The organism is Pseudomonas sp. LBUM1670, from assembly GCF_059695695.1.
In genome coordinates this window covers 5,190,683-5,215,564 of sequence record NZ_CP166783.1, presented here as the reverse complement: position 1 = coordinate 5,215,564, position 24,882 = coordinate 5,190,683, and the positions used below count along the sequence as shown (strand labels likewise).

The window sequence follows — 24,882 nt, the reverse complement described above, 5'->3', positions numbered from 1 at the left end:
CAGACATGGGGGCTGGTGTCCTACCCGATAACGCTTGTTGCCTGTCAGTCGGCGGCGGGTTTCTGTAGGACTTGTTCGCTGAGCTTGTCGGCCAGGCGCACAAAGGCGGCCAGATCGAGCTGCTCTGGACGCAGGCTACCGTCAACACCGGCGGCGGTGATTTCGTCGTTGCTCAGCAGCAGTTTGAGGGTGTTGCGCAGGGTCTTGCGACGCTGGTTGAAGGCTTCGCGCACGACGCGCTCCAGCAAGCGGTGATCCTTGGCCGGGTGTGGCAGTACGGCGTGTGGCACCAGGCGCACGATGGCCGAGTCGACTTTCGGCGGCGGGTTGAACGCGCCCGGGCCAACGTTGAACAGGTGCTCTACACGACAGTGGTACTGAACCATGATCGACAGGCGACCCCAGTCACCACCGCCAGGCCCTGCCGCCAGACGCTCGACCACTTCCTTCTGCAGCATGAAGTGCATGTCGCGAATGATGCCGGCGTTATGCAGCAGGTGGAAAATCAGCGGCGTAGAGATGTTGTACGGCAGGTTGCCGACCACTCGCAGGCTGTTCGGCGCGGCGTTCAGGCTGTTGAAGTCGAACTTCAGCGCATCACCCTGATGCAGGTTGAAGTTGCTCTTGCCGGCGAACTGCTGATTGAGGATCGGGATCAGGTCCTTGTCCAGCTCCACCACATCCAGCTGGGCACCGCTGTTCAGCAGGCCTTGGGTCAACGCACCCTGGCCCGGACCGATTTCCAGCAGGCGGTCTTCGGGTTTGGCATGGATGGAGCGCAGGATGCGGTCGATAACGCCGGCATCGTGCAGGAAGTTCTGGCCAAAGCGTTTGCGCGCCTTGTGTTGGTAATGCTCGGTCATAAACGGGTCTCGGCCATCTGGTAGGCGGTTTCCAGGGCGACTTGCAGGCTGCCGGTGTCGATTTTGCCGCTGCCGGCCAGGTCCAGGGCAGTGCCGTGGTCGACCGAAGTGCGGATGATCGGCAAGCCGAGGGTCACGTTGACTGCCGCGCCGAAGCCTTTGTACTTCAGCACGGGCAGGCCCTGGTCGTGGTACATCGCCAGCACCGCGTCGCAGTGCTCCAGATATTTAGGGGTAAACAGAGTGTCGGCGGGCAGGGGACCGCGAAGGTCCATGCCCTCGTCGCGCAGGCGCTCTAATGTAGGTTCGATAACGTCGATTTCTTCATGGCCCAGGTGTCCGCCTTCACCGGCATGGGGGTTGAGCCCGCAAACCAGGATGCGTGGCCGGGCGATGCCGAATTTTTGTTGCAGGTCCGCGTGCAGAATCCGTGTGACTCGCTCCAGACGCTCCGGTGTGATTGCATCGGCAATCTCGCGAAGGGGCAGGTGAGTGGTGACCAGCGCCACGCGCAACCCGCGGGTGGCGAGCATCATCACGACTTGCGCGGTGTTCGTCAGGTCGGCGAGAAATTCGGTATGCCCGGAAAAGGCGATGCCCGATTCATTGATCACACCCTTGTGCACAGGGGCCGTAATCATCCCGGCGAAGTGCCCGTCGAGGCAGCCCTGACCCGCTCGGGTCAAGGTCTCCAGAACGAAAGCGGCATTGGCTTTGTCGAGTTGACCGGCAATCACCGGCGCACTGAGTGGCGTATCCCAGACGTACAGGCTGTTGGCGGGCGCGGGTACGTCCGGCCAGGCATCAGGCGTGACGGGTAGTAAATTGACCACCACACCCAGCTGCACGGCCCGCTCAATGAGCAGGTCGTGGCTGGTAATGGCAATCAGGGGGTGTGGCTGGACTTGCGAGGCAAGCAGCAGGCACAGGTCAGGACCTATGCCGGCCGGTTCGCCGGGTGTCAGCGCGAATCGCTTGGGTTTCACTGCGCTGCCTGGTCTGCACCAGGGAGTTTGATCTCTACGTACGCTTCATCACGGATCTGACGCAGCCAGGTTTGCAACTCTTCGTCGTATTTGCGGTTACGCAGTACGGTCATCGCTTGCTGCTCACGGGCCTGGGTGGTGCTGTCAGTGGCGCGACGGCCAAGGACTTCCAGAACGTGCCAGCCATACTGGGTCTGGAACGGCTTGGACAGCTGACCTTGCGGGGTCTTGGCCATCACTTCGCGGAATTCAGGCACCAATGCATTCGGGTCGATCCAGTTCAGATCGCCGCCGTTGAGGGCGGAACCCGGGTCTTCCGAGAAGCTTTTCGCCAGCTCGCCGAAATCTTCGCCCGATTCGATTCGGGTGTAGAGCGACTCAGCCAGGGCTTTGGTTTTCGCTTCGTCGCGGATCGGGCTAGGCTTGACCAGGATATGACGCACGTGCACTTCGTCACGCGTCTGTGTCTCGCCGCCACGCTTGTCGAGGATCTTCAGGATGATGAAGCCGCCCGGCGTGCGCATTGGCTGGGTAACGTCGCCGACAGCCATGGTGCTCAGCATGCGATCGAACGGAGGTGGCAGCTGACCGGCTTTACGCCAGCCCATGTCGCCACCTTCCAGTGCGGTTTCGCTGGCGGATTTGGCGATTGCCAGTTGACCGAAGTCAGCGCCTTGCTTGAGTTGCTGGTAAACCGCGTCTGCCTGTTTGGCTGCATTCTGAATGGCGTCGGAGTTAGCGCTTTCCGGCGTAGGGATCAGGATGTTGGCCAGACGGAATTCTTCGGACAACTGCATTTTGCCAAGGTCGGAGGCGAGGAAGTTCTTCACTTCCTGTTCGGACACCTGAATGCGCTCGGCCACACGACGCTGGCGCACACGGCTGATGATCATTTCGCGGCGAATCTGTTCACGGGCGTCGTCGTAAGACAGACCATCGCGAGTCAGTGCGGCGCGGAATTGTTCAATCGACATGTTATTGCGCTGGGCAATGGTGCCGACAGCCTGATTCAACTCTTCATCGGTAATGCGGATGCCGGAACGTTCGCCGATCTGCAGTTGCAGGTTCTCGACGATCAGGCGCTCGAGCACCTGCTGATCAAGCACGCCGGCCGGCGGCACGGCGGCACCGCGTTTGGCGATGGTTTGCTGAACTTCATGAACACGCTGGTCCAGTTGGCTCTGCATGACCACATCGTTATCGACAATGGCCACCACTTTATCGATGGACTGTACCGCGGCATTCGCCGCAGTACCCAGAAACAGCGCGCCCAGCACTAGCGGGCGCAGACAATCAGAAAGCTTGGTCTTCACGTTCACGATAACCTTGGATGCCTTTGTCGAGGAAGCTCTCTACTTTGGCGCCGGTGAGGCCGCCGAGACCTTTCAGAACGATTTGTAGGAAGATGCCATGGTCGCCTTTTTCGTTTTCCGGGGCGTTCTGACTGAATTCGTCATACGACACCCAGTACCGATTGATCAGGCGCAGTTTCCAGCAGCAGTTGTCGTACTCGAAACCACCGAAGGCTTCCAGGGTACGGTTACGGTTGTAGTCATACTGCCAGCGGCTGATGGCGTTCCATTGCGGCACGATCGGCCAGATCACCGAGAAGTCGTGCTGCTGGATCTTGTAGTAGTCCTTCACGTAGCCCGGGGTGCCCGGAGTGCCGTAGTCACCACCGCCCACCGCCCATTGACCGGTGTTCTGGTCGTAACGGATCTGGTCATTCCGATAGCGATAGCCGGCGTTGATGACCTTGTTCGGGTTGTCTTCAGGCTGGTAGTGGAACATCGCGCTGCCCGAGCGAGGGCTGCGACTTTCCGGGTCCCAGTTGTAATCGGCGGTCGTGCGCCAATCGCGGTTCCAGCGGTATTCGTATTCCAGCGCGTACGGCGAAACGTCGGTCTGTGCGTCTTCGCGGGTTCTGGCATCGATACCCGGCAACTGGACTTTGCGGTCCTTGAAGTACAAGGCCTGGCCGACGCTGATGCGTTGACGCTCGAAACCGTCGTCTTCGATCCAGCGATTGGTCACGCCCAGCGACAGTTTGTTCTCGTCGCCAACACGATCGGAACCGGAGAAGCGATTTTCGCGGAACAGTGAAGCGTAGTTGAAGGTGTATTCGCCGGTGTCGAAGACCGGGATGTCCTTCTGGTCTTCTTCCGGGACATACAGGTAGAAGAGGCGTGGTTCCAGGGTTTGACGATAGTTTTTGCCAAACCATGTGGTGTTGCGGTCGAAATACAGACCGCTGTCGATGCTTGCAATCGGCACACCACGGTTCTGGTTGCTGCTGAACGTACCGTTGAGCCGGTCACCTTCAGCGCCTTGACTCGCAATGTCGGCTTTGCCCTCACCATCGAGATCCAGCTGGTACTGAGTGTACTGATACTTGAGCGATGGCTTCAGGAAACCATACGTCCAGTTCAGCGGCAGACTGACGCCTGGCTTGACGTTCAGGCGGTCGCCGTTCGCGCGAGCAAGACCGAACACGTTAGTGTCCAGACGAGGCGAGAGGGTACCGTCTTCATCGGAGAACTGACCCGTTTGGAGGTCCCGATCAAACCGTACGATTTCTGTTTCGTAGTCGAAATCCAGTCCGCTCGGATGCACTGGCAGCTGGCCATCGAACGTGATCTGCGGCAGGCGATCGTACGGCGTGATGTCCGAAACGGTTGCGAGCTGATACGCCTGGGCGTTCACGCGGGCGGTGTAGCTGTCGCCACGGTAGGTGACGGAACCCTGCTGATTGACGTAATCGGTGCTTTTCACGCCGATCTGATCGGTCTGCAGATCCTGGAAGTAATACGGATCGCTGATCTTGGTGTAATCGACTTGAGTGAGAACGCGCGAGTCAAGACCACCCTTGTGTTGCCAGTTGTACATGTAGCGGGTTTTTTCGTAGTCGCTCTGCTGGCTGCGGTCTGTATTGTCATCGTTGAGGTACGCGGCGCCGAACTGACCTTCGCTGGACTTGGTCAGGTAACGGAATTCGCCTTCCATCAACAGGCCACGCTTGCTCATGTAGCGTGGGTACAACGTGGCATCGTAGTTCGGCGCCAGGTTGAAGTAGTACGGAGTCACCAGCAGGAAGCCGGTATCGCTGCCGGTGCCGATGGTCGGCGGCAGGAAGCCGGACTGACGACGGTCGTCGATCGGGAAATAGATGTAAGGCGTGTACAGAACCGGAATGTCCTTGACCCGCAGCGTCACGTTGGTCGCGGTACCGAAACCGGTGGCCGGGTTCAAGGTGATGTTGTTGCCCTTGAGCTGCCAGGCGTTGCTGTTCGGTTCGCACGTAGTGTACGTACCATCCTTGAGGCGGATGATCGCGTTCTCGGCGCGTTTGGCGTACAGCGCGTTACCGCGGATACGGGATTTGTGCATCACGTATTCGGCGTTGTCGACTTTGGCTTCACCGGTGTCGAGCTGCACTTCGGCGTGGTCGCCGACGATCAGCGCGCCGTTGTCGCGAATGCGCACGTTGCCGTCCAGTTCGCCACGGCTCTCGGCCTGGTAGAGGTTCGCTTCGTCGGCTTCAGCCTGCATGCTGCCCTGACGCAAGACCACGTCGCCCGCCAAGGTCGCAATCTGTTCGTCCTGCTTATAGCGGGAGGCCTTGGCGCCGACAAAGGTCGGGGCGTCACTTTTATTCGTCTTGTCATTCATGCCAGGACGAATCGGTTCGATATAGGAACCAGAGCAATAAGGACCGGTTTCGGCCAATTGCGCTGCAGTGAGCTTCTCGCGCGGAACCCAGTCGAGGTGACTGTAGTCTTCGCTACGTGACTTGAGGCCGCGGCCTTTGGACTCGGTGACCAACACAGTCTTGGCGCCGGCGTCTTCGCTTGTGGCACTCTCGGCCGGTGTTTCGCCGGTTGCGGAGACTGCGCTGCCGTCATGGACGGGACGCGGAGGCAATGCAGCCGCCGGCGACTTTGGCGCACAGTTCCAGGCACCCGAAGCAGAGACTGAGCAGTCATACTGTTCCGCGGCGACCACGAACGAAGTGGCTAGAGGTTGCAGGGCCAGCAGACTGCCGGTGACCAACAACGGAAATTTTTTACGAAACGCGGGGGATTTCAATGCCATCTTATTAGTCCGGGCTTCCTGCGTGCCATCTGCCCGCGGTGTGGGCCGCACGCCTCTCGATGGTCTGAAAAAGATGCTGGATAATAAAGCATGACCCGCTTGACGGCTAGCGCCGTCGGAGACCCTTGCAATGCCTGACCAAGATGTACGTTTGCAACACCTGAAAGTTTGGCTCGATGAGCAGTTGGCCGTCCTCTTTACAGAGCAAGGTTGGGGCGCCGTACCCCCGGCCACGTTGACCGCGGCCAGTAGTGATGCGAGTTTTCGGCGCTATTTCCGCTGGGAAGGCGCAGGCAGAAGTTTCGTGGTAATGGACGCGCCACCGCCCCAGGAAAACTGCAAACCCTTCGTGGACATCGCTTTTTTGCTGGCGAAATCCGGAATAAATGTGCCGAAAATTTATGCCGAAGATCTCGAACGTGGTTTTCTTTTGCTGAATGACCTGGGCAACAAGACGTATCTGGACGTCATCGACAGCGAAAATGCCGACGATTTGTTCAAGGATGCCCTGCAGGCACTGCTCGCTTTTCAGCAATTGCCGATGGTTGCGCCGCTGCCGAGTTACGACGTGGCGCTGTTGCGTCGCGAGCTGGAATTGTTCCCTGAGTGGTACGTGAAGCGTGAGTTGGGCATCGAGTTCGACGCTGCGCAGCAAATGCTCTGGCAGAACGTGACGGAGCTGTTGATCGACAGCGCGCTGGCGCAGCCGAAAGTGCTGGTGCATCGCGACTACATGCCGCGCAACCTGATGCTCAGCGAACCGAATCCCGGTGTGCTGGATTTCCAGGACGCGGTCTACGGCCCGGTGACCTACGACGTGACCTGTCTGTTCAAGGATGCTTTCCTGAGCTGGCCCGAGGAGCGTGTGCGCGGCTGGCTGGAAGATTACTGGCAGCAAGCGGGCGCCCTGGATATTCCGGTTCAGCCGGACTTCGAAGACTTCCTGCGCGCCAGCGACCTGATGGGCGTGCAGCGTCACCTGAAAGTCATCGGCATCTTCGCGCGCATCTGTCACCGCGACGGCAAGCCGCGTTACCTGGCCGACGTGCCGCGCTTCTTTGCCTATATAGACGCCGTGATCGCCCGCCGCCCTGAACTGGCCGAGCTGGATGTGTTGCTCCTCAGTCTGCGTGCTGGAGCGACGGCATGAAGGCAATGATTCTGGCGGCGGGCAAGGGCGAGCGCATGCGCCCGCTGACCCTGACGACGCCCAAACCGCTGGTTCGTGCCGGCGGCGTGCCGTTGATCGAGTATCACCTGCGGGCGCTGGCCGCCGCCGGGTTTACCGACATCGTGATCAACCATGCGTGGCTGGGCCAGCAGATCGAAGACTATCTGGGTGATGGCTCGCAGTATGGCGTGAGCATTCGGTACTCGCCGGAAGGTGAGCCGCTGGAGACCGGTGGCGGGATTTTCCGCGCATTGCCATTGTTGGGTGATGAGACGTTTGTGGTGGTCAACGGTGATATCTGGACCGACTACGACTTCAGCGTCTTGCATCAGCCCATCAACGGTCTGGCTCATCTGGTGCTGGCGGATAACCCGAATCACCATCCGGCGGGCGATTTCACGCTGGCCGACGGGCAAGTGCACGATGGCCAGCCTGATACACCGACCCTGACTTACAGCGGCATCGCAGTGTTGCATCCACAGTTGTTCGACGGTTGCTCGGCCGGAGCTTTCAAGCTGGCACCGCTGCTGCGCAAAGCCATGGCTGACGGACAGGTGACGGGTGAGCAGTTGCACGGTCGTTGGGTGGATGTCGGCACTCACGAGCGTCTGGCTGAAGTCGAAGCGCTGATTGAAGCGAGTCGCTGACATGCTGTGGCCAGGGACTCTGATTGGAGCCGGAGCGGGTTTTGCCATCGCCAGCATTCCGGGGGCCATGCTCGGCGCGTTGTTGGGGCAGGCGCTGGATCGGCGCTTGCAACTGCAGAGCTGGGGGCATTTGCGTGAAGCGCTCGGTGGTCGTCCAATGTTGCGCAACGATGAACTGCTGTTCGTGTTGCTGGGGCGGCTGGCCAAGTGTAACGGGCAAGTGGTGGATGGCCACATCCAGCAGGCGCGTCAGGAAATGCAGGCGCTGGAAATGACTGATGCGGCAAAACGCCGGGCGATCGCGGCGTTCAACCGCGGGAAGTCGGGGCACGTCCGGTTGCGCGGTTATCTGCGACGCTTGAGTGCTCAACCCTATGCGGCGGAGGGCGTGTTGCGCGCCTGCTGGCGAATGATCTGGGCCGATGGTCGCGCCGGTCATGCCGAGCGCGAGCTGATTGCTCAATGGGGCAAGTGGTTGGGCTGGAGGTCGTATCAGGTGCAGGCATTGGCCGCTGACTATGAGCCACACAAGCAAACGTCTGTCAGCAGTGTCATCACTTATCAGGAGGCATTGCTGCTTTTGGGGGTGAATGCCACCACCGAGCCGGCGCAGATCAAGCGTGCCTATCGGCGCCTGTTGAGCCGTCATCATCCGGACAAGGTTGCCGGTAGTGGGGCGACGGCGTTGCAGGTTCGTGAAGCGACTGAGAAGACGCGCGAATTGCATAGCGCCTATACGTTGATTCGTCAGCGGAGGGATTTCAGGTAGCAGGGAAGGATTGTTTCGCCAGTGATGCCCCCTTCGCGAGCAAGCCGCTCCCACATTAGATCTTCAGTGGACACAGAATTTGTATACGACCGAGATCACATGTGGGAGCGGGCTTGCTCGCGAAGGGCGCGCTTCGGTCTATCAGTTCGCTGCAGGCTGCGGGTTCAACCAACCGCGCACCCGGCGCACCAACTGCTCCTGCTCAGCCTTGCTATCCCCCGGCAATGCCTTGAGCGATACCTGACTGAACACCGAAGCCTTCAAACGCTTGCTGGCCTGCAAGCGTTCCAGCGCCGCTTTGCGGTCCAGCGGCTTGTCCATGTAGAAGATATCGGCCGTCGGCAGTATCAATGTCGGTGTCAGTTCGGCCAGTTCAGGTGTCGTCGCGGCGGGCGAACGGGCGGCGACCATCGCGAATTTCTCGACTTGCGAGGGCTGCTTCTCACTCAGATAACGCGCGGCCCAGTACGCACCGGTGCCATGACCGAGTACCACGATGCGGCGTGCGCTCTGTTGTTCGGCGTAGGCAATGGCCGCATCGATGCGTGCGAAAATTCGCTCGGCATCGGCTTTGGCCTGCTCGTCGCTGGTTTCGGCGATGATCTTGTCGGCGACTTCCGCTTCACCGCCAGCTGCTTGCTCGATGGGCGCGGCAGTGGTCGAGTCCTTGCTGCCGGCGTCAGGGGCTTTGGGCATTGGCGCTACTTCGACGGTACGTGGCGCAATGGCATCGCTTTGCAGGTCGGGCAAGGTGATACTCAGGCTGCTCCACTTGGCGTCCGGCAGTTTGCGGCGCAGTGGGCCGATTGCTTGCGGCCAGTCAACGGTTTCACCGGCGCCCGGGATGATAATCACCGCACCTTTAGGGTCCGCGGTATTGGCCGGTTTCCACAAGGCCAGAAACGTATCGCTGCCCGCTTGCAGTTGTTGCTGTTCCTGAGCAGGAATTTTTCGCTCAAGTGCTGTCGCTTCTTCCTGACTACGCTCAAGCAGCGGCTGACGTTCGACCGGTTTTTCGTCTGCGGATTTTTCCGCGGCAGCGGGTGCCGGGTCAGCGGCCTGGACGGAAAAAGCGCAAGGCAGGATCAGCGACAGGCACAATGCTGGCAGTGCCAGGCGGTAGACAGGGGGCATCGGATATTCCAGGCCAGAAGTTATTCCGGCAGCCTAATGGGTTGGTCAGTATTTGTCAGTGTGTGAGACTTCGATGAAGCGTTTTCGCTGCCTGTGGGTTATCGGCTGTTTGTGGTTTCCCTTGATGGGCTGGGCGGCGTCTGCGCCACCGGCGCACGTCGCACAATTGTCCGCCAGTCAGCAGGAATGGCTGGCGCGGCATGATGAATTGCGCGTCGGACTGGTGTTGCAAGTGCCCTATGCGCAATACGATCGCCGCTTGCAACGGCTGTCCGGGGTCAACGTCGAGCTGATGAAATGGCTGGCGAAGTCGCTCAAGGTCGAGCTGAGCTGGCGCAACTTTCCCGACCTCGAACAACTGGAAGCCGCCGTGCGCGAAGGTGAAATCGACCTCGCGCCGGGGCTGGCGCAAACCCCCGGTGGCCTGCGCCTGTGGCAGTTTTCCGATCCGTACATGCGGGTGCCGCAACTGGTGGTCAGCGACCAGAAGACTGCCGGCGTGGTGGAGCTGGAAAAACTCGACAGCCAGACCCGCGTTGCCGTGCGCATGCCCAGCGCCACCGCGGATTACCTGCGCAGTAATTATCCGCACCTGAACCTCCAGGGCGTACCCATCGAACGTCAGGCCTTGCAACTGTTGTTGAGTCAGCAGGCCAGTTACGCCGTGGTCGACGAAGCGCAGTTGGGGCGTCTGTCTGTCGAGCCGGAGTTTGCCGGGTTGGTGGTGGTCGGTGACATCGGTCTGCCGCAACTGCTGCGTGTGGCCACACGGCGGGACTGGCCGGAACTCGCCGGCATTGTCGAAAACGCGCTGCGAGCGATCCCGGCCAAGGACCTGGAGCAACTGCACAATCAATGGCTGCAACCCAAGTACCCGCGACTGACGGAGTCCCCGGGTTTCTGGCAAAACCTCAGTCTGCTGTTGGCGATGTTAATGCTGAGCAGCATGGCGATCGTGTTCTGGCAGCGTCGCCAGCAACACAGTCTGGAGCATCGTCTGTTAGCGGCACGGGAAGACATTGCCTTGCGAGCCGCCAGTGAAGAAGCGTTGCGCCTCACGCAGTTTTCCATCGACCAGAGCACCGTCGGCATTCTCTGGGTCAACTGGGACAGCCATGTGCGCTACGCCAACCGCGCCGCCGAAACCATGCTCGGTTATCCGGCGGGCGCCATCATCGACCGGCCGCTGATCGACTTCGAGCCCGGTCTGCACATGGACCGCTGGCTGAACCTGTGGAAACGCGCCCGCGCCAGCGAAGAAGGGCCGCAAAGTTTCGAAGCCAATTGCCTGCGGGCCGATGGCAGCATTTTGCCAGCGGATGTTTCGTTGAGCTTCCTGCGGTTCCGTGATGGCGAGTACCTGGTGGTCTACCTCAATGACGTCACCGAACGCCGTCGCGCGCTGGCCGCGTTGCAGGAAAGCGAGGCGCGCCTGCAAGGGATTGCCGCCAACGTGCCGGGATTGGTCTTTCGCCTGGAACGGGCGCCGGTGACGGGGCAGATCGACTTTGCCTACATCAGTGAGGGCAGTGAGAGCCTGGTGGGTTACGCGCCGGCGACCCTGGCCCATCGCGACAAAGGTCTGCGCAGTCTGGTGCACCCGGACGACAAGGCCAGTTATCACCGGACGCAGGATCATGCGCTGGACACCGACAGTGACTGGTCATGGCAGGGGCGGATTCTCACGCGTCAGGGCGAGCAGCGCTGGGCCGAGATCAAAGCCATCACTCGACGTCTCGAAGACGGCGCCTATGTCTGGGACGGCATTGTCTGGGACATCAGCGAGAGCAAGCGCATCGAGCTGGAACTGGCCAGCTCCCGTGAGCAGTTGCGTGAGTTGTCCGCGCACCTGGAGAGCGTGCGGGAAGAGGAAAAGGCCCGTATCGCCCGGGAAGTTCACGACGAGCTGGGGCAGATGCTGACTGTGTTGAAGCTGGAAACGTCGATGTGCGAATTGGCCTACGCCCAGCTCGATCCTGGTCTGAATGAACGTTTGAACAGCATGAAGCGCTTGATCGCTCAGCTGTTCCAGCTGGTTCGCGATGTTGCTACGGCTCTGCGCCCACCGATTCTCGATGCCGGTATCGCTTCGGCCATTGAATGGCAGGCCCGGCGTTTCGAGGCGCGCACGCAGATTCCATGCCTTGTGCAGGTGCCGGACAACTTGCCGGTGCTCAGTGATGCCAAGGCAATTGGCTTGTTCCGGATCCTTCAGGAGGCGCTGACCAATGTCATGCGGCATGCCCAGGCGCATACTGTCGAACTGACGTTGGTGCGGGAAGGCGACGAGTTGTGTCTGACGGTCAGCGATGATGGCGTAGGATTTGTCGCCGCTACAGGTAGGCCGACATCCTTCGGGGTCGTGGGCATGCGCGAGCGGGTGTTGATCATGGGCGGGCAGTTGTCGCTGGAGAGTGAGCCGGGGGAGGGGACGACCTTGAGTGTGCGCGTGCCGTTGGATGAGGCCTGAAGAATTTTGTTGTTTGTACTGACGCCTTTGCGAGCAAGCCCGCTCCCACAGGGATTTTGTGAGCGCCGCATATCCACTGTGGGAGCGGGCTTGCTCCGGGCGGCGTTCCGACGAATGATCTTGAATCTGGAGAAAAACGTGATCCGTGTACTGGTAGCCGAAGACCACACCATCGTTCGCGAAGGCATTAAACAATTGATCGGCCTGGCCAAGGATCTGCTGGTGGTGGGGGAGGCGAGCAATGGCGAGCAGTTGCTCGAGACCTTGCGTCACATTCCCTGCGAAGTGGTGTTGCTGGACATCTCCATGCCAGGGGTCAATGGTCTGGAGGCGATACCGCGGATTCGTGCACTCAACAATCCGCCGGCCATTCTGGTGTTGTCGATGCACGACGAAGCGCAAATGGCCGCCCGAGCGTTGAAGGTTGGCGCGGCGGGATACGCGACCAAGGACAGCGACCCCGCGCTGCTGCTGACGGCGATCCGCAAAGTCGCGGCGGGCGGGCGTTACATCGACCCGGAGCTGGCCGACCGCATGGTCTTCGAAGTCGGCCTGACCGATTCGCGGCCGCTGCATTCATTGTTGTCAGAGCGTGAATTCTCGGTGTTCGAACGCCTGGCTCAGGGCGCCAATGTCAACGACATCGCCCAGCAACTGGCCCTGAGCAGCAAGACCATCAGCACCCACAAGGCGCGGCTGATGCAGAAACTCAACATCACCTCCCTGGCCGAACTGGTGAAGTACGCCATGGAGCACAAACTCCTCTAAGGTCCACCGCAGGCCCAATGTGGGAGCGGGCTTGCTCGCGAAAGCTGACTGCCAGTCGATAAATGTGTCGAATGACACCCCGCTTTCGCGAGCAAGCCCGCTCCCACAGTAGATAGTGGACATATCCAATTACGACACGCATTTCCAGCCGTGTTCGCCCATTCCTGCGGTGCATAGCTCACCGCCCGTCGCTATCCCCCATCAACATACCCATCCCCGCCATCCTTGTAGGGCAATCCCTACCCCCAACCTTCCATCCGGCTGAGGCGATTCTCTCCTGCGCCCCGATTTGCGTGCTCCCCAGCGTCCACTAGGCTTAGTCCACAGCAGTCATCAACAACAAAGGTGCGGGTATGAGCCAGGTCGATTCAAACGCAGGGGCCAGCGACATTCTGGTCAGCTTTCGTGGAGTGCAAAAGAGCTACGACGGCGAGAACCTGATCGTCAAAGACCTCAACCTGGACATTCGCAAAGGCGAGTTCCTCACCTTGCTCGGGCCGTCCGGCTCGGGCAAGACCACCAGCCTGATGATGCTCGCCGGTTTCGAAACGCCGACCGCCGGCGAAATCCTCCTGGCCGGGCGTTCCATCAACAACGTGCCGCCGCACAAGCGCGACATCGGCATGGTGTTCCAGAACTACGCACTGTTCCCGCACATGACCGTCGCCGAGAACCTCGCGTTTCCGCTGACCGTGCGCGGCTTGAACAAGAGCGATGTCAGTGACCGGGTCAAACGCGTGCTGAGCATGGTTCAGCTCGACGCCTTCGCCCAGCGCTATCCGGCGCAGCTGTCCGGCGGTCAGCAGCAGCGTGTAGCGCTGGCCCGCGCGTTGGTGTTCGAACCGCAACTGGTGTTGATGGACGAGCCTCTTGGTGCACTCGACAAACAACTGCGCGAACACATGCAGATGGAAATCAAACACCTGCACCAGCGCCTCGGCGTGACCGTGGTCTACGTGACCCATGACCAGGGTGAAGCCCTGACCATGTCCGACCGCGTGGCCGTGTTCCATCAGGGCGAAATCCAGCAGATCGCCCCGCCGCGCAGCCTCTACGAAGAACCGAAGAACACCTTCGTCGCCAACTTCATCGGCGAGAACAACCGTCTCAACGGCCGTTTGCACAGCCACACCGGCGACCGTTGCATCGTGGAACTCAGTCGCGGTGAAAAGGTTGAAGCCCTGGCGGTCAACGTCGGCAAGACCGGCGAGCCCGTCACGCTGTCGATTCGACCGGAACGCGTGAGCCTCAATGGTTCGAGCGAGTCCTGCGTCAACCGCTTCTCCGGGAGGGTGGCGGAATTCATCTATCTGGGCGACCACGTCCGGGTTCGCCTGGAAGTCTGCGGCAAGACCGACTTCTTTGTGAAACAACCGATTGCCGAGCTCGATCCTGCGCTCGCCGTCGGCGACGTGGTACCGCTTGGCTGGGAGGTCGAACACGTTCGTGCGCTCGACCCACTTCTAGAGGCGAACTGATCGCCCCCTGCTTCAACCAACCCTGCACGTGGAGAGAACAATAAATGTTGAGATCCCTGAAATTCACCGCCCTGGTCCTGGGCATGATGGGTGCGGCGCACGCGATGGCGGCGGGCCCGGACCTGACCGTGGTGTCCTTTGGCGGGGCGAACAAGGCTGCGCAGGTCAAAGCCTTCTACGCACCGTGGGAAGCGGCGGGCAACGGCAAGATCGTCGCCGGCGAGTACAACGGCGAGATGGCCAAGGTCAAAGCCATGGTCGATACCAAGAGCGTGTCCTGGGACCTGGTGGAAGTTGAATCGCCAGAACTGTCCCGTGGTTGCGACGAAGACATGTTCGAGCAACTCGACCCGGCACTGTTCGGCAAGACCGAAGACTACGTCAAAGGCGCCATCCAGCCTTGCGGCGTAGGCTTCTTCGTATGGTCGACCGTGTTGGCCTACAACGCTGACAAACTGGCATCCGCACCGACCAGTTGGGTGGATTTCTGGGACACCAAGAAATTCCCGGGCAAGCGCGGCCTGCGCAAAGGCGCCAAGTACACCCTGGAATTCGCACTGATGGCCGACGGCGTTGCGCCGAAAGACGTCTACAAAGTGCTGGCCGGCAAAGACGGTCAGGACCGCGCGTTCAAGAAGCTCGATGAGCTGAAACCAAGCATTCAGTGGTGGGAAGCCGGCGCACAACCGCCGCAATACCTCGCTTCGGGTGACGTGGTCATGAGCTCCGCCTACAACGGCCGGATCGCTGCCGTGCAGAAAGAAAGCAACCTGAAAGTCGTGTGGAACGGCGGCATCTACGACTTCGACGCCTGGGCGATTCCAAAAGGTCTGGACAAGGCCCGTGCCGAAGCGGCGAAGAAATTCATCGCTTTCTCGGTGATGCCGCAGCAGCAGAAGACCTACTCGGAAAACATCGCCTACGGCCCGGCCAACACCCAAGCCGTACCGCTGTTGTCCAAGGATGTCCTGAAAGACATGCCGACCACCCCGGAAAACATCGCCAACCAGGTGCAGATCGACGTCAGCTTCTGGGCTGACAACGGCGAGCAACTGGAACAGCGTTTCAATTCCTGGGCTGCCAAGTAGGAGCTGCCGAAGGCTGCGATCTTTTGATCTTGATCTTCAGCGGTCTTGAAGCCGCCAAAAGATCGCAGGCTGCGCCAGCTCCTACGGGGGCCGGTGTCTGGTTCAAGAATATCGATGCAATGCGGCATCACTTGGGTGATGCCGCCCATCCAAAGATTTCCGGAGTACGCCATGGCCACCGCCATTCCCCTGAACGCGGGCACTGACCCCACCTTGAAGCAGCGGCTCAAGCACGCCGAGCGGATCAATCGCTGGAAGGCCCAGGCCTTGATCGCGCCGCTGGTGCTGTTTCTGTTGCTGGTGTTCCTGGTGCCGATCGTGGCGCTGCTCTACAAAAGCGTAGGTAACCCGGAAGTGGTCGGCGGCATGCCGCGCACCGTGGCAGCCATCGCCAGTTGGGACGGCCGCGGCCTGCCCGCTGAGCCCGTGTACAAAGCGGCCAGCGAAGACCTCGCTGAAGCGCGCAAGAATCAGACCTTGGGCGACCTGTCCAAGCGCTTGAACATGGAGTTGGCCGGCTACCGCAGCCTGCTGACCAAAACCGCCCGCGCCTTGCCGTTCGCCACTGAACCGGCTTCTTATAAAGAAGCGCTGGAAGGGCTCGACGAACGCTGGGGTGATCCGGCCTATTGGCAAGCGGTACGCCGCAACACCAGCAGCATTACCCCGTACTACCTGCTGGCCGCCGTCGATCACCGCATCGACGACCTCGGCGAAATCGCCCCGGCCACGCCCGATCAGGCGATCTACCTCGACATCTTCGCCCGCACCTTCTGGATGGGCCTGATCATCACCGCCATTTGCCTGGTGCTGGCGTATCCGTTGGCTTACCTGCTGGCGAACCTGCCATCGCGCCAAAGCAACCTGCTGATGATTCTGGTGCTGCTGCCGTTCTGGACGTCGATCCTGGTGCGAGTCGCGGCGTGGATCGTGTTGCTGCAATCAGGCGGTTTGATCAACAGCGGCCTGATGGCCATGGGCATCATCGATAAGCCGCTGGAACTGGTGTTCAACCGCACCGGGGTCTACATCTCGATGGTGCACATCCTGCTGCCGTTCATGATTCTGCCGATCTACAGCGTGATGAAAGGCATCTCGCCGACCTACATGCGCGCAGCGATTTCCCTCGGCTGCCACCCGTTCGCCAGCTTCTGGCGGGTGTACTTCCCGCAGACCTACGCCGGTGTCGGCGCCGGTTGCCTGTTGGTGTTCATCCTCGCCATCGGCTACTACATCACCCCGGCGTTGCTGGGCAGCCCGAACGATCAGATGGTCAGCTATTTCGTCGCCTTCTACACCAACACCAGCATCAACTGGGGCATGGCGACCGCACTCGGTGGGCTGCTGCTGTTGGCGACCGTGGTGCTTTATCTGATTTACAGCTGGCTGGTAGGCGCCAGTCGCCTGCGCCTGAGCTAAGGGGAGAATGAAATGCTGAGTCCTTATATGTCGCCCGTTGAGCGGGTGTGGTTCTACAGCTTGCGGATTCTCTGCGGCTTGATTCTGTTGTTCCTGATCCTGCCGGTGCTGGTGATCATTCCGCTGTCGTTCAACTCGGGCAGTTTCCTGGTGTATCCGCTGCAAGGCTTCTCGCTGCACTGGTATCAGGACTTCTTCGCCTCGGCGGAATGGATGCGCTCACTGAAGAACAGCATCATTGTGGCCCCGGCGGCGACCGTGCTGGCCATGATCTTCGGTACGCTGGCGGCGATTGGCCTGACCCGCGGCGATTTCCCCGGCAAGGCGCTGGTGATGGCGCTGGTGATTTCGCCGATGGTGGTGCCGGTGGTGATCATTGGTGTGGCGAGTTATCTGTTCTTCGCGCCGCTGGGCTTGGGCAACAGCTTCTTCTCGTTGATCGTGGTGCACGCGGTGTTGGGCGTGCCGTTCGTCATCATCACGGTGTCGGCGACGTTGCAGGGGTTTAACCAGAATCTGGTGCGTGCGGCTGCCAGCCTCGGTGCTTCGCCGCTGACCGCGTTCCGTCGCGTGACCTTGCCGCTGATTGCTCCCGGCGTGATCTCCGGTGCGCTGTTTGCCTTCGCGACGTCGTTTGACGAAGTGGTGGTGACGCTGTTCCTCGCCGGTCCCGAGCAAGCGACTTTGCCACGGCAGATGTTCAGCGGGATTCGTGAAAACCTCAGTCCGACCATTGCCGCTGCGGCAACGCTGCTGATCGCCTTCTCGGTGATCCTGCTGCTGACCCTGGAATGGCTACGCGGCCGCAGCGAAAAACTGCGCACCGCCCAAGTCTGACACGATCTCCCGTAGGAGCTGCCGAAGGCTGCGATCTTTTGACTTTGCTTTTTTGAGATCAAAAGATCGCAGCCTTCGGCAGCTCCTACAGGTGTCTTGTGGTGGCGCAGTCATTCACCTCCTGAATAGCAGACAACCCCCAATCCCCAGCTACTCTTGTGCCCAGCTCCCCTATCTATAAGAGGCTGCGCACGATGAGTCTTTCCTCTTTCAAAATCGCTCACAAACTGATCACCGGCGCAGGGGCCATCGAGCAACTGGCTGACGAACTCACGCGCCTGGACATCGACAACCCGCTGATCGTCACCGACGCCGCGCTGGTCAAATCCGGTACGGTCGAGCTGGCACTCGCGCAGTTGGGCGAACGGCGTTACGAGATTTTCGACCGTGTGCTGCCAGACCCGGAAATCGCCATCGTCGAAGACTGCATGCGCGTTTACCGCGAAGGCGGGCACGACGGGCTGATCGGTCTGGGCGGCGGCAGCGCAATCGACATCGCCAAAAGCGTGGCGGCCTACGCCGGTTACCACGGAGAGCTGGAAGATCTGTTCGGCATCGACCAGGTGCCGCGCAAAGGCCCGCCGCTGATCGCGATCCCGACCACCGCTGGCACCGGCTCGGAAGTGACCAACGTCGCGATCCTGTCCGACAAGGTTGCGCAGCTCAAAAAGGGCATCGTCAGCGACTATCTGTTGCCGGACGTGGCGCTGGTTAGCCCGCAAATGACCCTGACGTGCCCGCGCAGTGTCACCGCCGCCAGTGGCGTCGATGCGCTGGTGCACGCCATAGAGTCGTATTTGTCCCTCAATGCTTCAGCGATTACCGACGCGCTGGCTATCGGCGCGATCAAGTTGATCGCCAAAGCGTTACCCAAGGCCTACGCGAATCCCTCCGATCTGCAGGCACGCGAAGACATGGCCACCGCCAGCCTGATGGCGGGCATGGCATTCGGCAATGCCGGTGTCGGCGCGGTGCATGCGCTGGCGTACCCGCTGGGCGGGCGTTTCAACATCGCCCATGGCGTCAGCAACGCCTTGTTGCTGCCGTATGTCATGACCTGGAACAAGATGGCCTGCGTCGAGCGCATGCAGGATATTGCCGAAGCCATGGGGGTAAAGACCGCTCATCTGAGTGCCAATGACGCCGCGGACAAAGCCGTCGAGGCGATGAGCGCGTTGTGTGCAGCCGTGGAGATCCCGCCGGGCCTGCGCAGTTTCGGCGTTCCAGAGGATGCGATCCCGGCCATGGCCGTGGAAGCTGCGGGGATCGAGCGCCTGATGCGCAACAATCCACGCAAATTGAGCGCGATTGATATCGAGAAGATCTACCGCGCGGCTTACTGATCATCGCCGCCACGGTGCGCGTGTCAAAGCATGAGGTATACAATGCGCGCCATCGTGATTTTGCTCAGAAAAGGTGCGTCATGCAGCCCTTCGTAATTGCTCCGTCGATTCTCTCCGCCGACTTCGCCCGCCTGGGTGAAGAAGTGGACAACGTTCTGGCCGCTGGCGCCGACTTCGTGCACTTCGATGTCATGGACAACCACTACGTGCCGAACCTGACCATCGGCCCGATGGTCTGCGCCGCACTGCGCAAGTACGGCGTGACCGCGCCGATCGACGCGCACCTGATGGTCAGCCCGGTGGACCGCATCGTCGGTGACTTCATCGAGGCCGGCGCGACCTACATCACCTTCCACCCGGAAGCCTCGCAGCACGTCGACCGTTCCCTGCAACTGATCCGCGAAGGTGGCTGCAAGTCGGGCCTGGTGTTTAACCCGGCGACTCCGCTGGACGTGCTCAAGTACGTGATGGACAAGGTCGACATGATCCTGCTGATGAGCGTCAACCCTGGCTTCGGCGGGCAGAAGTTCATCCCCGGCACCCTCGACAAGCTGCGTGAAGCGCGCGCGTTGATCGATGCGTCCGGGCGTGACATCCGCCTGGAAATCGACGGTGGCGTGAACGTGAACAACATTCGTGAAATCGCAGCGGCTGGCGCCGACACCTTCGTGGCCGGCTCGGCGATCTTCAATGCGCCGAACTACCAGGAAGTCATCGAGAAGATGCGTTCCGAACTGGCCCTGGCCCGCCCATGAGTGGCTTTGAGCAGCTGTTCCCGGGCCGCCTGCCGCGTCTGGTGATGTTCGATCTGGATGGCACGCTGGTCGATTCGGTCCCAGACCTCGCCGCGGCGGTGGATAACATGCTGCTCAAACTCGGGCGCCAGCCTGTCGGCATCGAATCGGTGCGTGACTGGGTCGGCAACGGCGTGCACACGCTGGTGTGCCGGGCCCTGGCCAACCACATCGACGCCGAAGGTGTCGATGAGGTCGAAGCCGGGCATGCCCTGGAATTGTTCAACGGCTTCTATGCGGACGGTCACGACTTGACGGTGGTTTACCCCGGCGTGCGTGACACCCTCAAGTGGCTGAACAAACAAGGCGTGGAAATGGCGCTGATCACCAACAAGCCGGAGCGTTTCGTCGCGCCGTTGCTGGATCAGATGAAGATCGGCCGCTATTTCAAATGGATCATCGGTGGCGACACCCTGCCGCAGAAGAAACCCGACCCTGCCGCGCTGTTTTTCGTGATGAAAATGGCCAACATTCCGGCGTCGCAGTCGTTGTTCGTCGGCGATTCGCGCAGCGATGTGCTGGCGGCGAAAGCGGCCGGGGTCAAATGTGTGGCCCTCAGTTATGGCTACAACCATGGTCGGCCGATTGCCGAAGAGTCGCCGGCGCTGGTCATCGACGACCTGCGCAAGCTAATTCCCGGTTGCCTGGATCCGGCCGCTGAGATAACGTTGGCCGACGCTGTTCAACCCCCTTCTGGAAACGCCATCGTGGTGGTCACTCGCAAACTCTGGATGAAAGTCATCAAGGCCCTGGCCCGCTGGCGTTGGCGCGCCTGACTTGTTCCTGGCCGGTATCCCGGCGCGTTTGCATACCTGACTGTTAGCACCTCAAGCCACGAGGCTACTCCATGATCCGCGAAGAATTCCTGCGTTTGGCCGCTGCCGGCTACAACCGCATCCCGCTTGCCTGCGAAACCCTGGCCGACTTCGACACGCCGCTGTCGATCTACCTGAAACTGGCCGACGAGCCCAATTCCTACCTGCTCGAATCGGTGCAGGGCGGGGAGAAGTGGGGCCGTTACTCGATCATCGGCCTGCCGTGCCGCACGGTACTGCGGGTTCACGATCACCACATCAGCGTGACGCACGACGGCGTCGAGATCGAAAGCCACGAGGCCGAAGACCCGCTAGCGTTCGTTGAAGAATTCAAAGCCCGTTACAACGTACCGACTATTCCTGGCCTGCCGCGTTTCAACGGCGGCCTGGTGGGTTACTTCGGCTACGATTGTGTGCGTTATGTGGAGAAGCGTCTGGGCAAGTGCCCGAACCCGGATCCGCTGGGCGTGCCGGACATTCTGCTGATGGTGTCCGATGCGGTGGTGGTGTTCGACAACCTCGCCGGCAAAATGCACGCAATCGTCCTGGCCGACCCGTCGCAGGACGATGCATTCGAGCAAGGTCAGGCGCGTCTGGAAGAGCTGCTGGAAAAACTCCGCCAGCCCATCACCCCGCGCCGTGGCCTGGATTTCAGCAAACAGCAATCGGCTGATCCGGTGTTCCGTTCCAGTTTCACCCAGGACGATTACGAAAAAGCCGTCGACACCATCAAGGAATACATCCTGGCCGGTGACTGCATGCAGGTCGTGCCGTCGCAGCGCATGTCGATCGACTTCAAGGCGGCGCCGATTGATTTGTATCGCGCGTTGCGTTGTTTCAACCCGACGCCTTACATGTACTTCTTCAACTTCGGCGACTTCCACGTCGTCGGCAGTTCGCCGGAAGTGCTGGTGCGGGTCGAAGACAACCTGATCACCGTGCGCCCGATCGCCGGCACTCGCCCGCGCGGCGCGAACGAAGAAGCGGATCTGGCGTTGGAAAAAGACCTGCTGTCCGACGACAAGGAAATCGCCGAGCACTTGATGCTGATCGACCTGGGTCGTAACGACACCGGTCGCGTCTCGGAAATCGGTTCGGTGAAACTCACCGAGAAAATGGTCATCGAGCGTTATTCCAACGTGATGCACATCGTGTCCAACGTCACCGGGCAATTGAAGGCCGGGCTGACGGCGATGGACGCGCTGCGGGCGATCCTGCCGGCGGGCACCTTGTCCGGCGCACCGAAGATTCGCGCGATGGAAATCATCGACGAACTGGAGCCGGTCAAGCGTGGCGTCTACGGCGGCGCGGTCGGTTACTTCGCCTGGAACGGCAACATGGACACCGCGATTGCCATTCGCACCGCGGTGATCAAGAACGGCGAACTGCACGTGCAGGCCGGTGGCGGCATCGTTGCCGACTCGGTGCCGGCGCTGGAATGGGAAGAAACCCTGAACAAGCGTCGCGCAATGTTCCGTGCAGTCGCCCTGGCTGAACAAACCCCGGAAAGCTGACCGAAGAACGTGACCCGTATGCCATGTCGCTTTGCCTGACAAAGCGCTGGACGCTGCGGGTCACTCACTCGAAGGCAGTCTTTATAGTCAGTGAATTCAAGAGGTTCTCAAGCCATGTTGCTGATGATCGATAACTACGACTCTTTTACTTACAACGTTGTGCAATACCTTGGTGAGCTCGGCTCCCAGGTCAAAGTCGTGCGCAACGATGAACTGACCGTTGCCGAAATCGAAGCGCTCAACCCTGAGCGGATCGTCGTGTCTCCCGGTCCTTGCACCCCGACCGAAGCGGGCGTCTCGATTGACGTCATCAAGCATTTTGCCGGCAAGCTGCCGATTCTTGGCGTGTGCCTGGGCCATCAATCCATCGGCCAGGCGTTTGGCGGCGATGTGGTTCGTGCCCGCCAAGTGATGCACGGCAAGACCAGCCCGGTGTTCCACGAGGACAAAGGCGTATTCGAAGGCCTGAATCATCCGCTGACGGTTACGCGCTATCACTCGTTGATCGTCAAGCGCGAAACTCTGCCCGACTGTCTGGAGCTGACCGCCTGGACCCAGCTTGAAGACGGCTCGGTCGACGAGATCATGGGCCTGCGCCACAAGACGCTGAACATCGAAGGTGTGCAATTCCACCCTGAGTCTATCCTGACCGAACAGGGTCACGAGTTGTTTGCCAACTTCCTCAAACAAACCGGCGGCACGCGCTAAGGACTTTCCATGAATATCAAGACAGCCCTGAGCCGTATCGTCGATCACCTCGACCTCAGCACCGAAGAAATGCGCGATGTGATGCGCGAGATCATGACCGGGCAATGCACGGACGCGCAGATCGGCGCGTTCATGATGGCCATGCGCATGAAGAGCGAAAGCATCGACGAGATCGTCGGCGCCGTGTCGGTCATGCGCGAGCTGGCGGACAAGGTCGAACTCAAAACCCTCGACGGCGTGGTCGATGTGGTCGGCACCGGCGGCGATGGTGCGAACATCTTCAACGTCTCGACGGCGTCTTCCTTCGTGGTGGCAGCGGCCGGTTGCACCGTGGCCAAGCACGGTAACCGTGCGGTGTCGGGTAAAAGCGGCAGCGCCGATCTGCTGGAAGCGGCGGGTATCTACCTGAACCTGACCCCTGTTCAAGTGGCGCGCTGCATCGACAACGTCGGCATCGGTTTCATGTTTGCCCAGACCCATCACCGTGCCATGAAGTACGCCGCCGGTCCGCGCAAGGATCTTGGCTTGCGTACCCTGTTCAACATGCTCGGCCCGCTTACGAATCCGGCCGGCGTGAAACATCAGGTGGTGGGCGTGTTCAGCCAGGCGTTGTGCCGGCCATTGGCCGAAGTCTTGCAGCGTTTGGGCAGCAAGCACGTGCTGGTGGTGCATTCGAAGGATGGTCTGGACGAGTTCAGTCTGGCAGCGCCTACCTTCGTGGCGGAATTGAAGAATGACCAGATCACCGAGTATTGGGTCGAACCGGAAGACCTGGGCATGAAGAGCCAGAGCCTGCACGGCCTGGCGGTGGAAAGCCCGGCCGCTTCGCTCGAGCTGATTCGTGATGCCCTCGGCAAGCGCAAGACTGAGAGCGGTCAGAAAGCCGCCGAAATGATCGTGCTCAATGCCGGTGCTGCACTTTACGCCGCCGACCTGGCGACCAGTTTGAAAGAAGGCGTTGCCCTGGCGCACGATGCGCTGCACACAGGCCTCGCTCGGGAAAAACTTGAGGAGCTGGGTGCATTTACCGCGGTATTCAAAGTGGAGAATGAGGGATGAGTGTACCGACGGTTCTGGAAAACATTCTGGCGCGCAAAGTCCAGGAAGTCGCCGAGCGTAGCGCTCGTGTGAGTCTGGCGGAGCTGGAAAGTCTGGCCAAGGCGGCCGATGCACCCCGTGGTTTTGCCAAGGCATTGTTGGCTCAGGCCAAGCTCAAGCAGCCGGCGGTCATTGCTGAAATCAAGAAAGCTTCGCCAAGCAAAGGCGTGATTCGCGAGAACTTCGTTCCGGCGGACATTGCCAGGAGTTACGAGAAGGGCGGCGCGACCTGCCTGTCGGTGCTCACCGATATCGATTACTTCCAGGGCGCCGATGCGTATCTGCAACAGGCCCGCGCGGCGTGCAATCTGCCGGTGATCCGCAAGGATTTCATGATCGATCCGTACCAGATCGTCGAAGCCCGTGCTTTGGGCGCTGACTGCGTGCTGTTGATCGTCTCCGCACTGGATGACGTGAAAATGGCCGAGCTGGCGGCAGTGGCCAAAAGCGTTGGCCTCGATGTGCTGGTGGAAGTCCACGATGGCGACGAGCTGGATCGGGCCTTGAAAACCCTCGACACGCCGCTGGTGGGCGTGAACAACCGCAATCTGCACACCTTCGACGTCAGTCTGGAAACTACCCTTGACCTGTTACCGCGTATTCCGCGCGATCGTCTGGTGATTACAGAAAGCGGCATTCTCAATCGGGCCGATGTCGAGCTGATGGAAATCAGCGACGTGTATGCGTTCCTGGTTGGCGAAGCGTTCATGCGCGCCGAAAGCCCGGGTACCGAATTGCAGCGTCTGTTTTTCCCGGAGCGTGGTACTGCTGTGAGTGGTTCTACACTCGACTGAACACAAACCGCGGTGCGGCCTTCGCGAGCAAGCCCGCTCCCACATTGGATCGCCGTTGTCTGGACGGATGCGAACTAATGTGGGAGCGGGCTTG

At 60.4% G+C, this 24,882-nt stretch carries 21 protein-coding genes; 16 read left to right on the top strand and 5 right to left on the bottom strand.

Annotation, left to right across the window (positions count from 1 at the left end):
• Positions 1-44 precede the first annotated feature (44 nt).
• Genes rsmA through ACA073_RS23885 form a run of 4 tightly spaced genes read right to left on the bottom strand, consistent with a single transcriptional unit; the run spans position 45 to position 5,941 of the window.
• On the bottom strand, positions 45-863 hold the full coding sequence (gene rsmA, locus ACA073_RS23900) for a 16S rRNA (adenine(1518)-N(6)/adenine(1519)-N(6))-dimethyltransferase RsmA (protein ID WP_008027060.1): 819 nt from the start codon (positions 861-863) through the stop codon (positions 45-47).
• Positions 860-1,849 (bottom strand): 4-hydroxythreonine-4-phosphate dehydrogenase PdxA, encoded by a 990-nt coding sequence (pdxA, locus tag ACA073_RS23895; protein ID WP_497399937.1) that lies wholly within the window; start codon positions 1,847-1,849, stop codon positions 860-862. Before pdxA ends, rsmA begins: the two co-directional genes overlap by 4 nt.
• Positions 1,846-3,162 (bottom strand): peptidylprolyl isomerase SurA, encoded by a 1,317-nt coding sequence (surA, locus tag ACA073_RS23890; protein WP_497399935.1) that lies wholly within the window; start codon positions 3,160-3,162, stop codon positions 1,846-1,848. Before surA ends, pdxA begins: the two co-directional genes overlap by 4 nt.
• The gene (locus ACA073_RS23885) at positions 3,143-5,941 is read right to left on the bottom strand and encodes an LPS-assembly protein LptD (protein ID WP_497399933.1); all 2,799 of its coding nucleotides are present in this window, start codon (positions 5,939-5,941) and stop codon (positions 3,143-3,145) included. The genes surA and ACA073_RS23885 overlap by 20 nt, the downstream gene beginning before the upstream one ends.
• 130 nt (positions 5,942-6,071) lie before the next feature.
• On the opposite strand from ACA073_RS23885, the gene ACA073_RS23880 reads away from it, so the two are divergent.
• Genes ACA073_RS23880 through ACA073_RS23870 form a run of 3 tightly spaced genes read left to right on the top strand, consistent with a single transcriptional unit; the run spans position 6,072 to position 8,528 of the window.
• Complete coding sequence (locus ACA073_RS23880; RefSeq protein WP_497399931.1) at positions 6,072-7,091, top strand: aminoglycoside phosphotransferase family protein; 1,020 nt, start codon at positions 6,072-6,074, stop codon at positions 7,089-7,091.
• Positions 7,088-7,759 (top strand): N-acetylmuramate alpha-1-phosphate uridylyltransferase MurU, encoded by a 672-nt coding sequence (gene murU, locus ACA073_RS23875; protein WP_497399929.1) that lies wholly within the window; start codon positions 7,088-7,090, stop codon positions 7,757-7,759. The genes ACA073_RS23880 and murU overlap by 4 nt, the downstream gene beginning before the upstream one ends.
• A 1-nt stretch (position 7,760) precedes the next feature.
• Positions 7,761-8,528 (top strand): DnaJ domain-containing protein, encoded by a 768-nt coding sequence (locus ACA073_RS23870; RefSeq protein ID WP_497399927.1) that lies wholly within the window; start codon positions 7,761-7,763, stop codon positions 8,526-8,528.
• A 141-nt stretch (positions 8,529-8,669) separates the two neighbouring features.
• Here ACA073_RS23870 and ACA073_RS23865 read toward each other — a convergent pair whose 3' ends face one another.
• Entirely contained in the window at positions 8,670-9,662 is a 993-nt protein-coding gene (locus ACA073_RS23865; protein ID WP_497399925.1) for an alpha/beta hydrolase family protein, read from the bottom strand.
• 73 nt (positions 9,663-9,735) lie between these two features.
• On the opposite strand from ACA073_RS23865, the gene ACA073_RS23860 reads away from it, so the two are divergent.
• The 13 genes from ACA073_RS23860 (at position 9,736) to trpC (ending at position 24,788) form a co-directional block, all read left to right on the top strand.
• Complete coding sequence (locus ACA073_RS23860; RefSeq protein WP_497399923.1) at positions 9,736-12,132, top strand: PAS domain-containing sensor histidine kinase; 2,397 nt, start codon at positions 9,736-9,738, stop codon at positions 12,130-12,132.
• 114 nt (positions 12,133-12,246) lie between these two features.
• Positions 12,247-12,900 (top strand): response regulator, encoded by a 654-nt coding sequence (locus tag ACA073_RS23855; protein WP_497399921.1) that lies wholly within the window; start codon positions 12,247-12,249, stop codon positions 12,898-12,900.
• 353 nt (positions 12,901-13,253) lie between these two features.
• On the top strand, positions 13,254-14,378 hold the full coding sequence (locus tag ACA073_RS23850; RefSeq protein ID WP_497399919.1) for an ABC transporter ATP-binding protein: 1,125 nt from the start codon (positions 13,254-13,256) through the stop codon (positions 14,376-14,378).
• A 44-nt stretch (positions 14,379-14,422) separates the two neighbouring features.
• A complete protein-coding gene (locus ACA073_RS23845; RefSeq protein WP_497399917.1) occupies positions 14,423-15,466 on the top strand; it encodes an ABC transporter substrate-binding protein in 1,044 nt (347 codons plus the stop codon).
• Positions 15,467-15,637: 171 nt separating this feature from the next.
• Positions 15,638-16,885 (top strand): ABC transporter permease, encoded by a 1,248-nt coding sequence (locus ACA073_RS23840; RefSeq protein ID WP_407015371.1) that lies wholly within the window; start codon positions 15,638-15,640, stop codon positions 16,883-16,885.
• Positions 16,886-16,897: 12 nt separating this feature from the next.
• Entirely contained in the window at positions 16,898-17,722 is an 825-nt protein-coding gene (locus ACA073_RS23835; protein ID WP_497399915.1) for an ABC transporter permease, read from the top strand.
• A gap of 194 nt (positions 17,723-17,916) precedes the next feature.
• Positions 17,917-19,065, top strand: a complete 1,149-nt coding sequence (locus ACA073_RS23830) for an iron-containing alcohol dehydrogenase (RefSeq protein ID WP_497399913.1) — start codon at positions 17,917-17,919, stop codon at positions 19,063-19,065.
• A gap of 80 nt (positions 19,066-19,145) precedes the next feature.
• Entirely contained in the window at positions 19,146-19,820 is a 675-nt protein-coding gene (gene rpe / locus ACA073_RS23825; protein ID WP_008027088.1) for a ribulose-phosphate 3-epimerase, read from the top strand.
• The gene (locus ACA073_RS23820) at positions 19,817-20,635 is read left to right on the top strand and encodes a phosphoglycolate phosphatase (RefSeq protein WP_497399911.1); all 819 of its coding nucleotides are present in this window, start codon (positions 19,817-19,819) and stop codon (positions 20,633-20,635) included. Before rpe ends, ACA073_RS23820 begins: the two co-directional genes overlap by 4 nt.
• Before the next feature lie 71 nt (positions 20,636-20,706).
• Positions 20,707-22,188, top strand: coding sequence for an anthranilate synthase component I (trpE, locus tag ACA073_RS23815; RefSeq protein WP_497399909.1), 1,482 nt, complete (start codon positions 20,707-20,709; stop codon positions 22,186-22,188).
• A gap of 114 nt (positions 22,189-22,302) precedes the next feature.
• Positions 22,303-22,896 (top strand): aminodeoxychorismate/anthranilate synthase component II, encoded by a 594-nt coding sequence (locus ACA073_RS23810; RefSeq protein WP_008027095.1) that lies wholly within the window; start codon positions 22,303-22,305, stop codon positions 22,894-22,896.
• A 9-nt stretch (positions 22,897-22,905) separates the two neighbouring features.
• Positions 22,906-23,955 carry an anthranilate phosphoribosyltransferase gene (trpD, locus tag ACA073_RS23805; protein ID WP_461952979.1) on the top strand — a complete coding sequence of 350 codons (1,050 nt, stop codon included), beginning with the start codon at positions 22,906-22,908 and terminating at the stop codon, positions 23,953-23,955.
• On the top strand, positions 23,952-24,788 hold the full coding sequence (gene trpC, locus ACA073_RS23800; RefSeq protein WP_497399906.1) for an indole-3-glycerol phosphate synthase TrpC: 837 nt from the start codon (positions 23,952-23,954) through the stop codon (positions 24,786-24,788). Before trpD ends, trpC begins: the two co-directional genes overlap by 4 nt.
• Positions 24,789-24,882: the final 94 nt, after the last annotated feature.

Bases quoted from the DNA above. Each gene is read 5' to 3' on its own strand.
- rsmA (WP_008027060.1), bottom strand. From the start codon at position 863: ATGACCGAGCATTACCAACACAAGGCGCGCAAACGCTTTGGCCAGAAC.
- ACA073_RS23885 (WP_497399933.1), bottom strand. From the start codon at position 5,941: ATGGCATTGAAATCCCCCGCGTTTCGTAAAAAATTTCCGTTGTTGGTC.
- ACA073_RS23880 (WP_497399931.1), top strand. From the start codon at position 6,072: ATGCCTGACCAAGATGTACGTTTGCAACACCTGAAAGTTTGGCTCGAT.
- murU (WP_497399929.1), top strand. From the start codon at position 7,088: ATGAAGGCAATGATTCTGGCGGCGGGCAAGGGCGAGCGCATGCGCCCG.
- ACA073_RS23870 (WP_497399927.1), top strand. From the start codon at position 7,761: ATGCTGTGGCCAGGGACTCTGATTGGAGCCGGAGCGGGTTTTGCCATC.
- ACA073_RS23865 (WP_497399925.1), bottom strand. From the start codon at position 9,662: ATGCCCCCTGTCTACCGCCTGGCACTGCCAGCATTGTGCCTGTCGCTG.
- ACA073_RS23860 (WP_497399923.1), top strand. From the start codon at position 9,736: ATGAAGCGTTTTCGCTGCCTGTGGGTTATCGGCTGTTTGTGGTTTCCC.
- ACA073_RS23855 (WP_497399921.1), top strand. From the start codon at position 12,247: ATGATCTTGAATCTGGAGAAAAACGTGATCCGTGTACTGGTAGCCGAA.
- ACA073_RS23850 (WP_497399919.1), top strand. From the start codon at position 13,254: ATGAGCCAGGTCGATTCAAACGCAGGGGCCAGCGACATTCTGGTCAGC.
- ACA073_RS23845 (WP_497399917.1), top strand. From the start codon at position 14,423: ATGTTGAGATCCCTGAAATTCACCGCCCTGGTCCTGGGCATGATGGGT.
- ACA073_RS23840 (WP_407015371.1), top strand. From the start codon at position 15,638: ATGGCCACCGCCATTCCCCTGAACGCGGGCACTGACCCCACCTTGAAG.
- ACA073_RS23835 (WP_497399915.1), top strand. From the start codon at position 16,898: ATGCTGAGTCCTTATATGTCGCCCGTTGAGCGGGTGTGGTTCTACAGC.
- ACA073_RS23830 (WP_497399913.1), top strand. From the start codon at position 17,917: ATGAGTCTTTCCTCTTTCAAAATCGCTCACAAACTGATCACCGGCGCA.
- rpe (WP_008027088.1), top strand. From the start codon at position 19,146: ATGCAGCCCTTCGTAATTGCTCCGTCGATTCTCTCCGCCGACTTCGCC.
- ACA073_RS23820 (WP_497399911.1), top strand. From the start codon at position 19,817: ATGAGTGGCTTTGAGCAGCTGTTCCCGGGCCGCCTGCCGCGTCTGGTG.
- trpE (WP_497399909.1), top strand. From the start codon at position 20,707: ATGATCCGCGAAGAATTCCTGCGTTTGGCCGCTGCCGGCTACAACCGC.
- ACA073_RS23810 (WP_008027095.1), top strand. From the start codon at position 22,303: ATGTTGCTGATGATCGATAACTACGACTCTTTTACTTACAACGTTGTG.
- trpD (WP_461952979.1), top strand. From the start codon at position 22,906: ATGAATATCAAGACAGCCCTGAGCCGTATCGTCGATCACCTCGACCTC.
- trpC (WP_497399906.1), top strand. From the start codon at position 23,952: ATGAGTGTACCGACGGTTCTGGAAAACATTCTGGCGCGCAAAGTCCAG.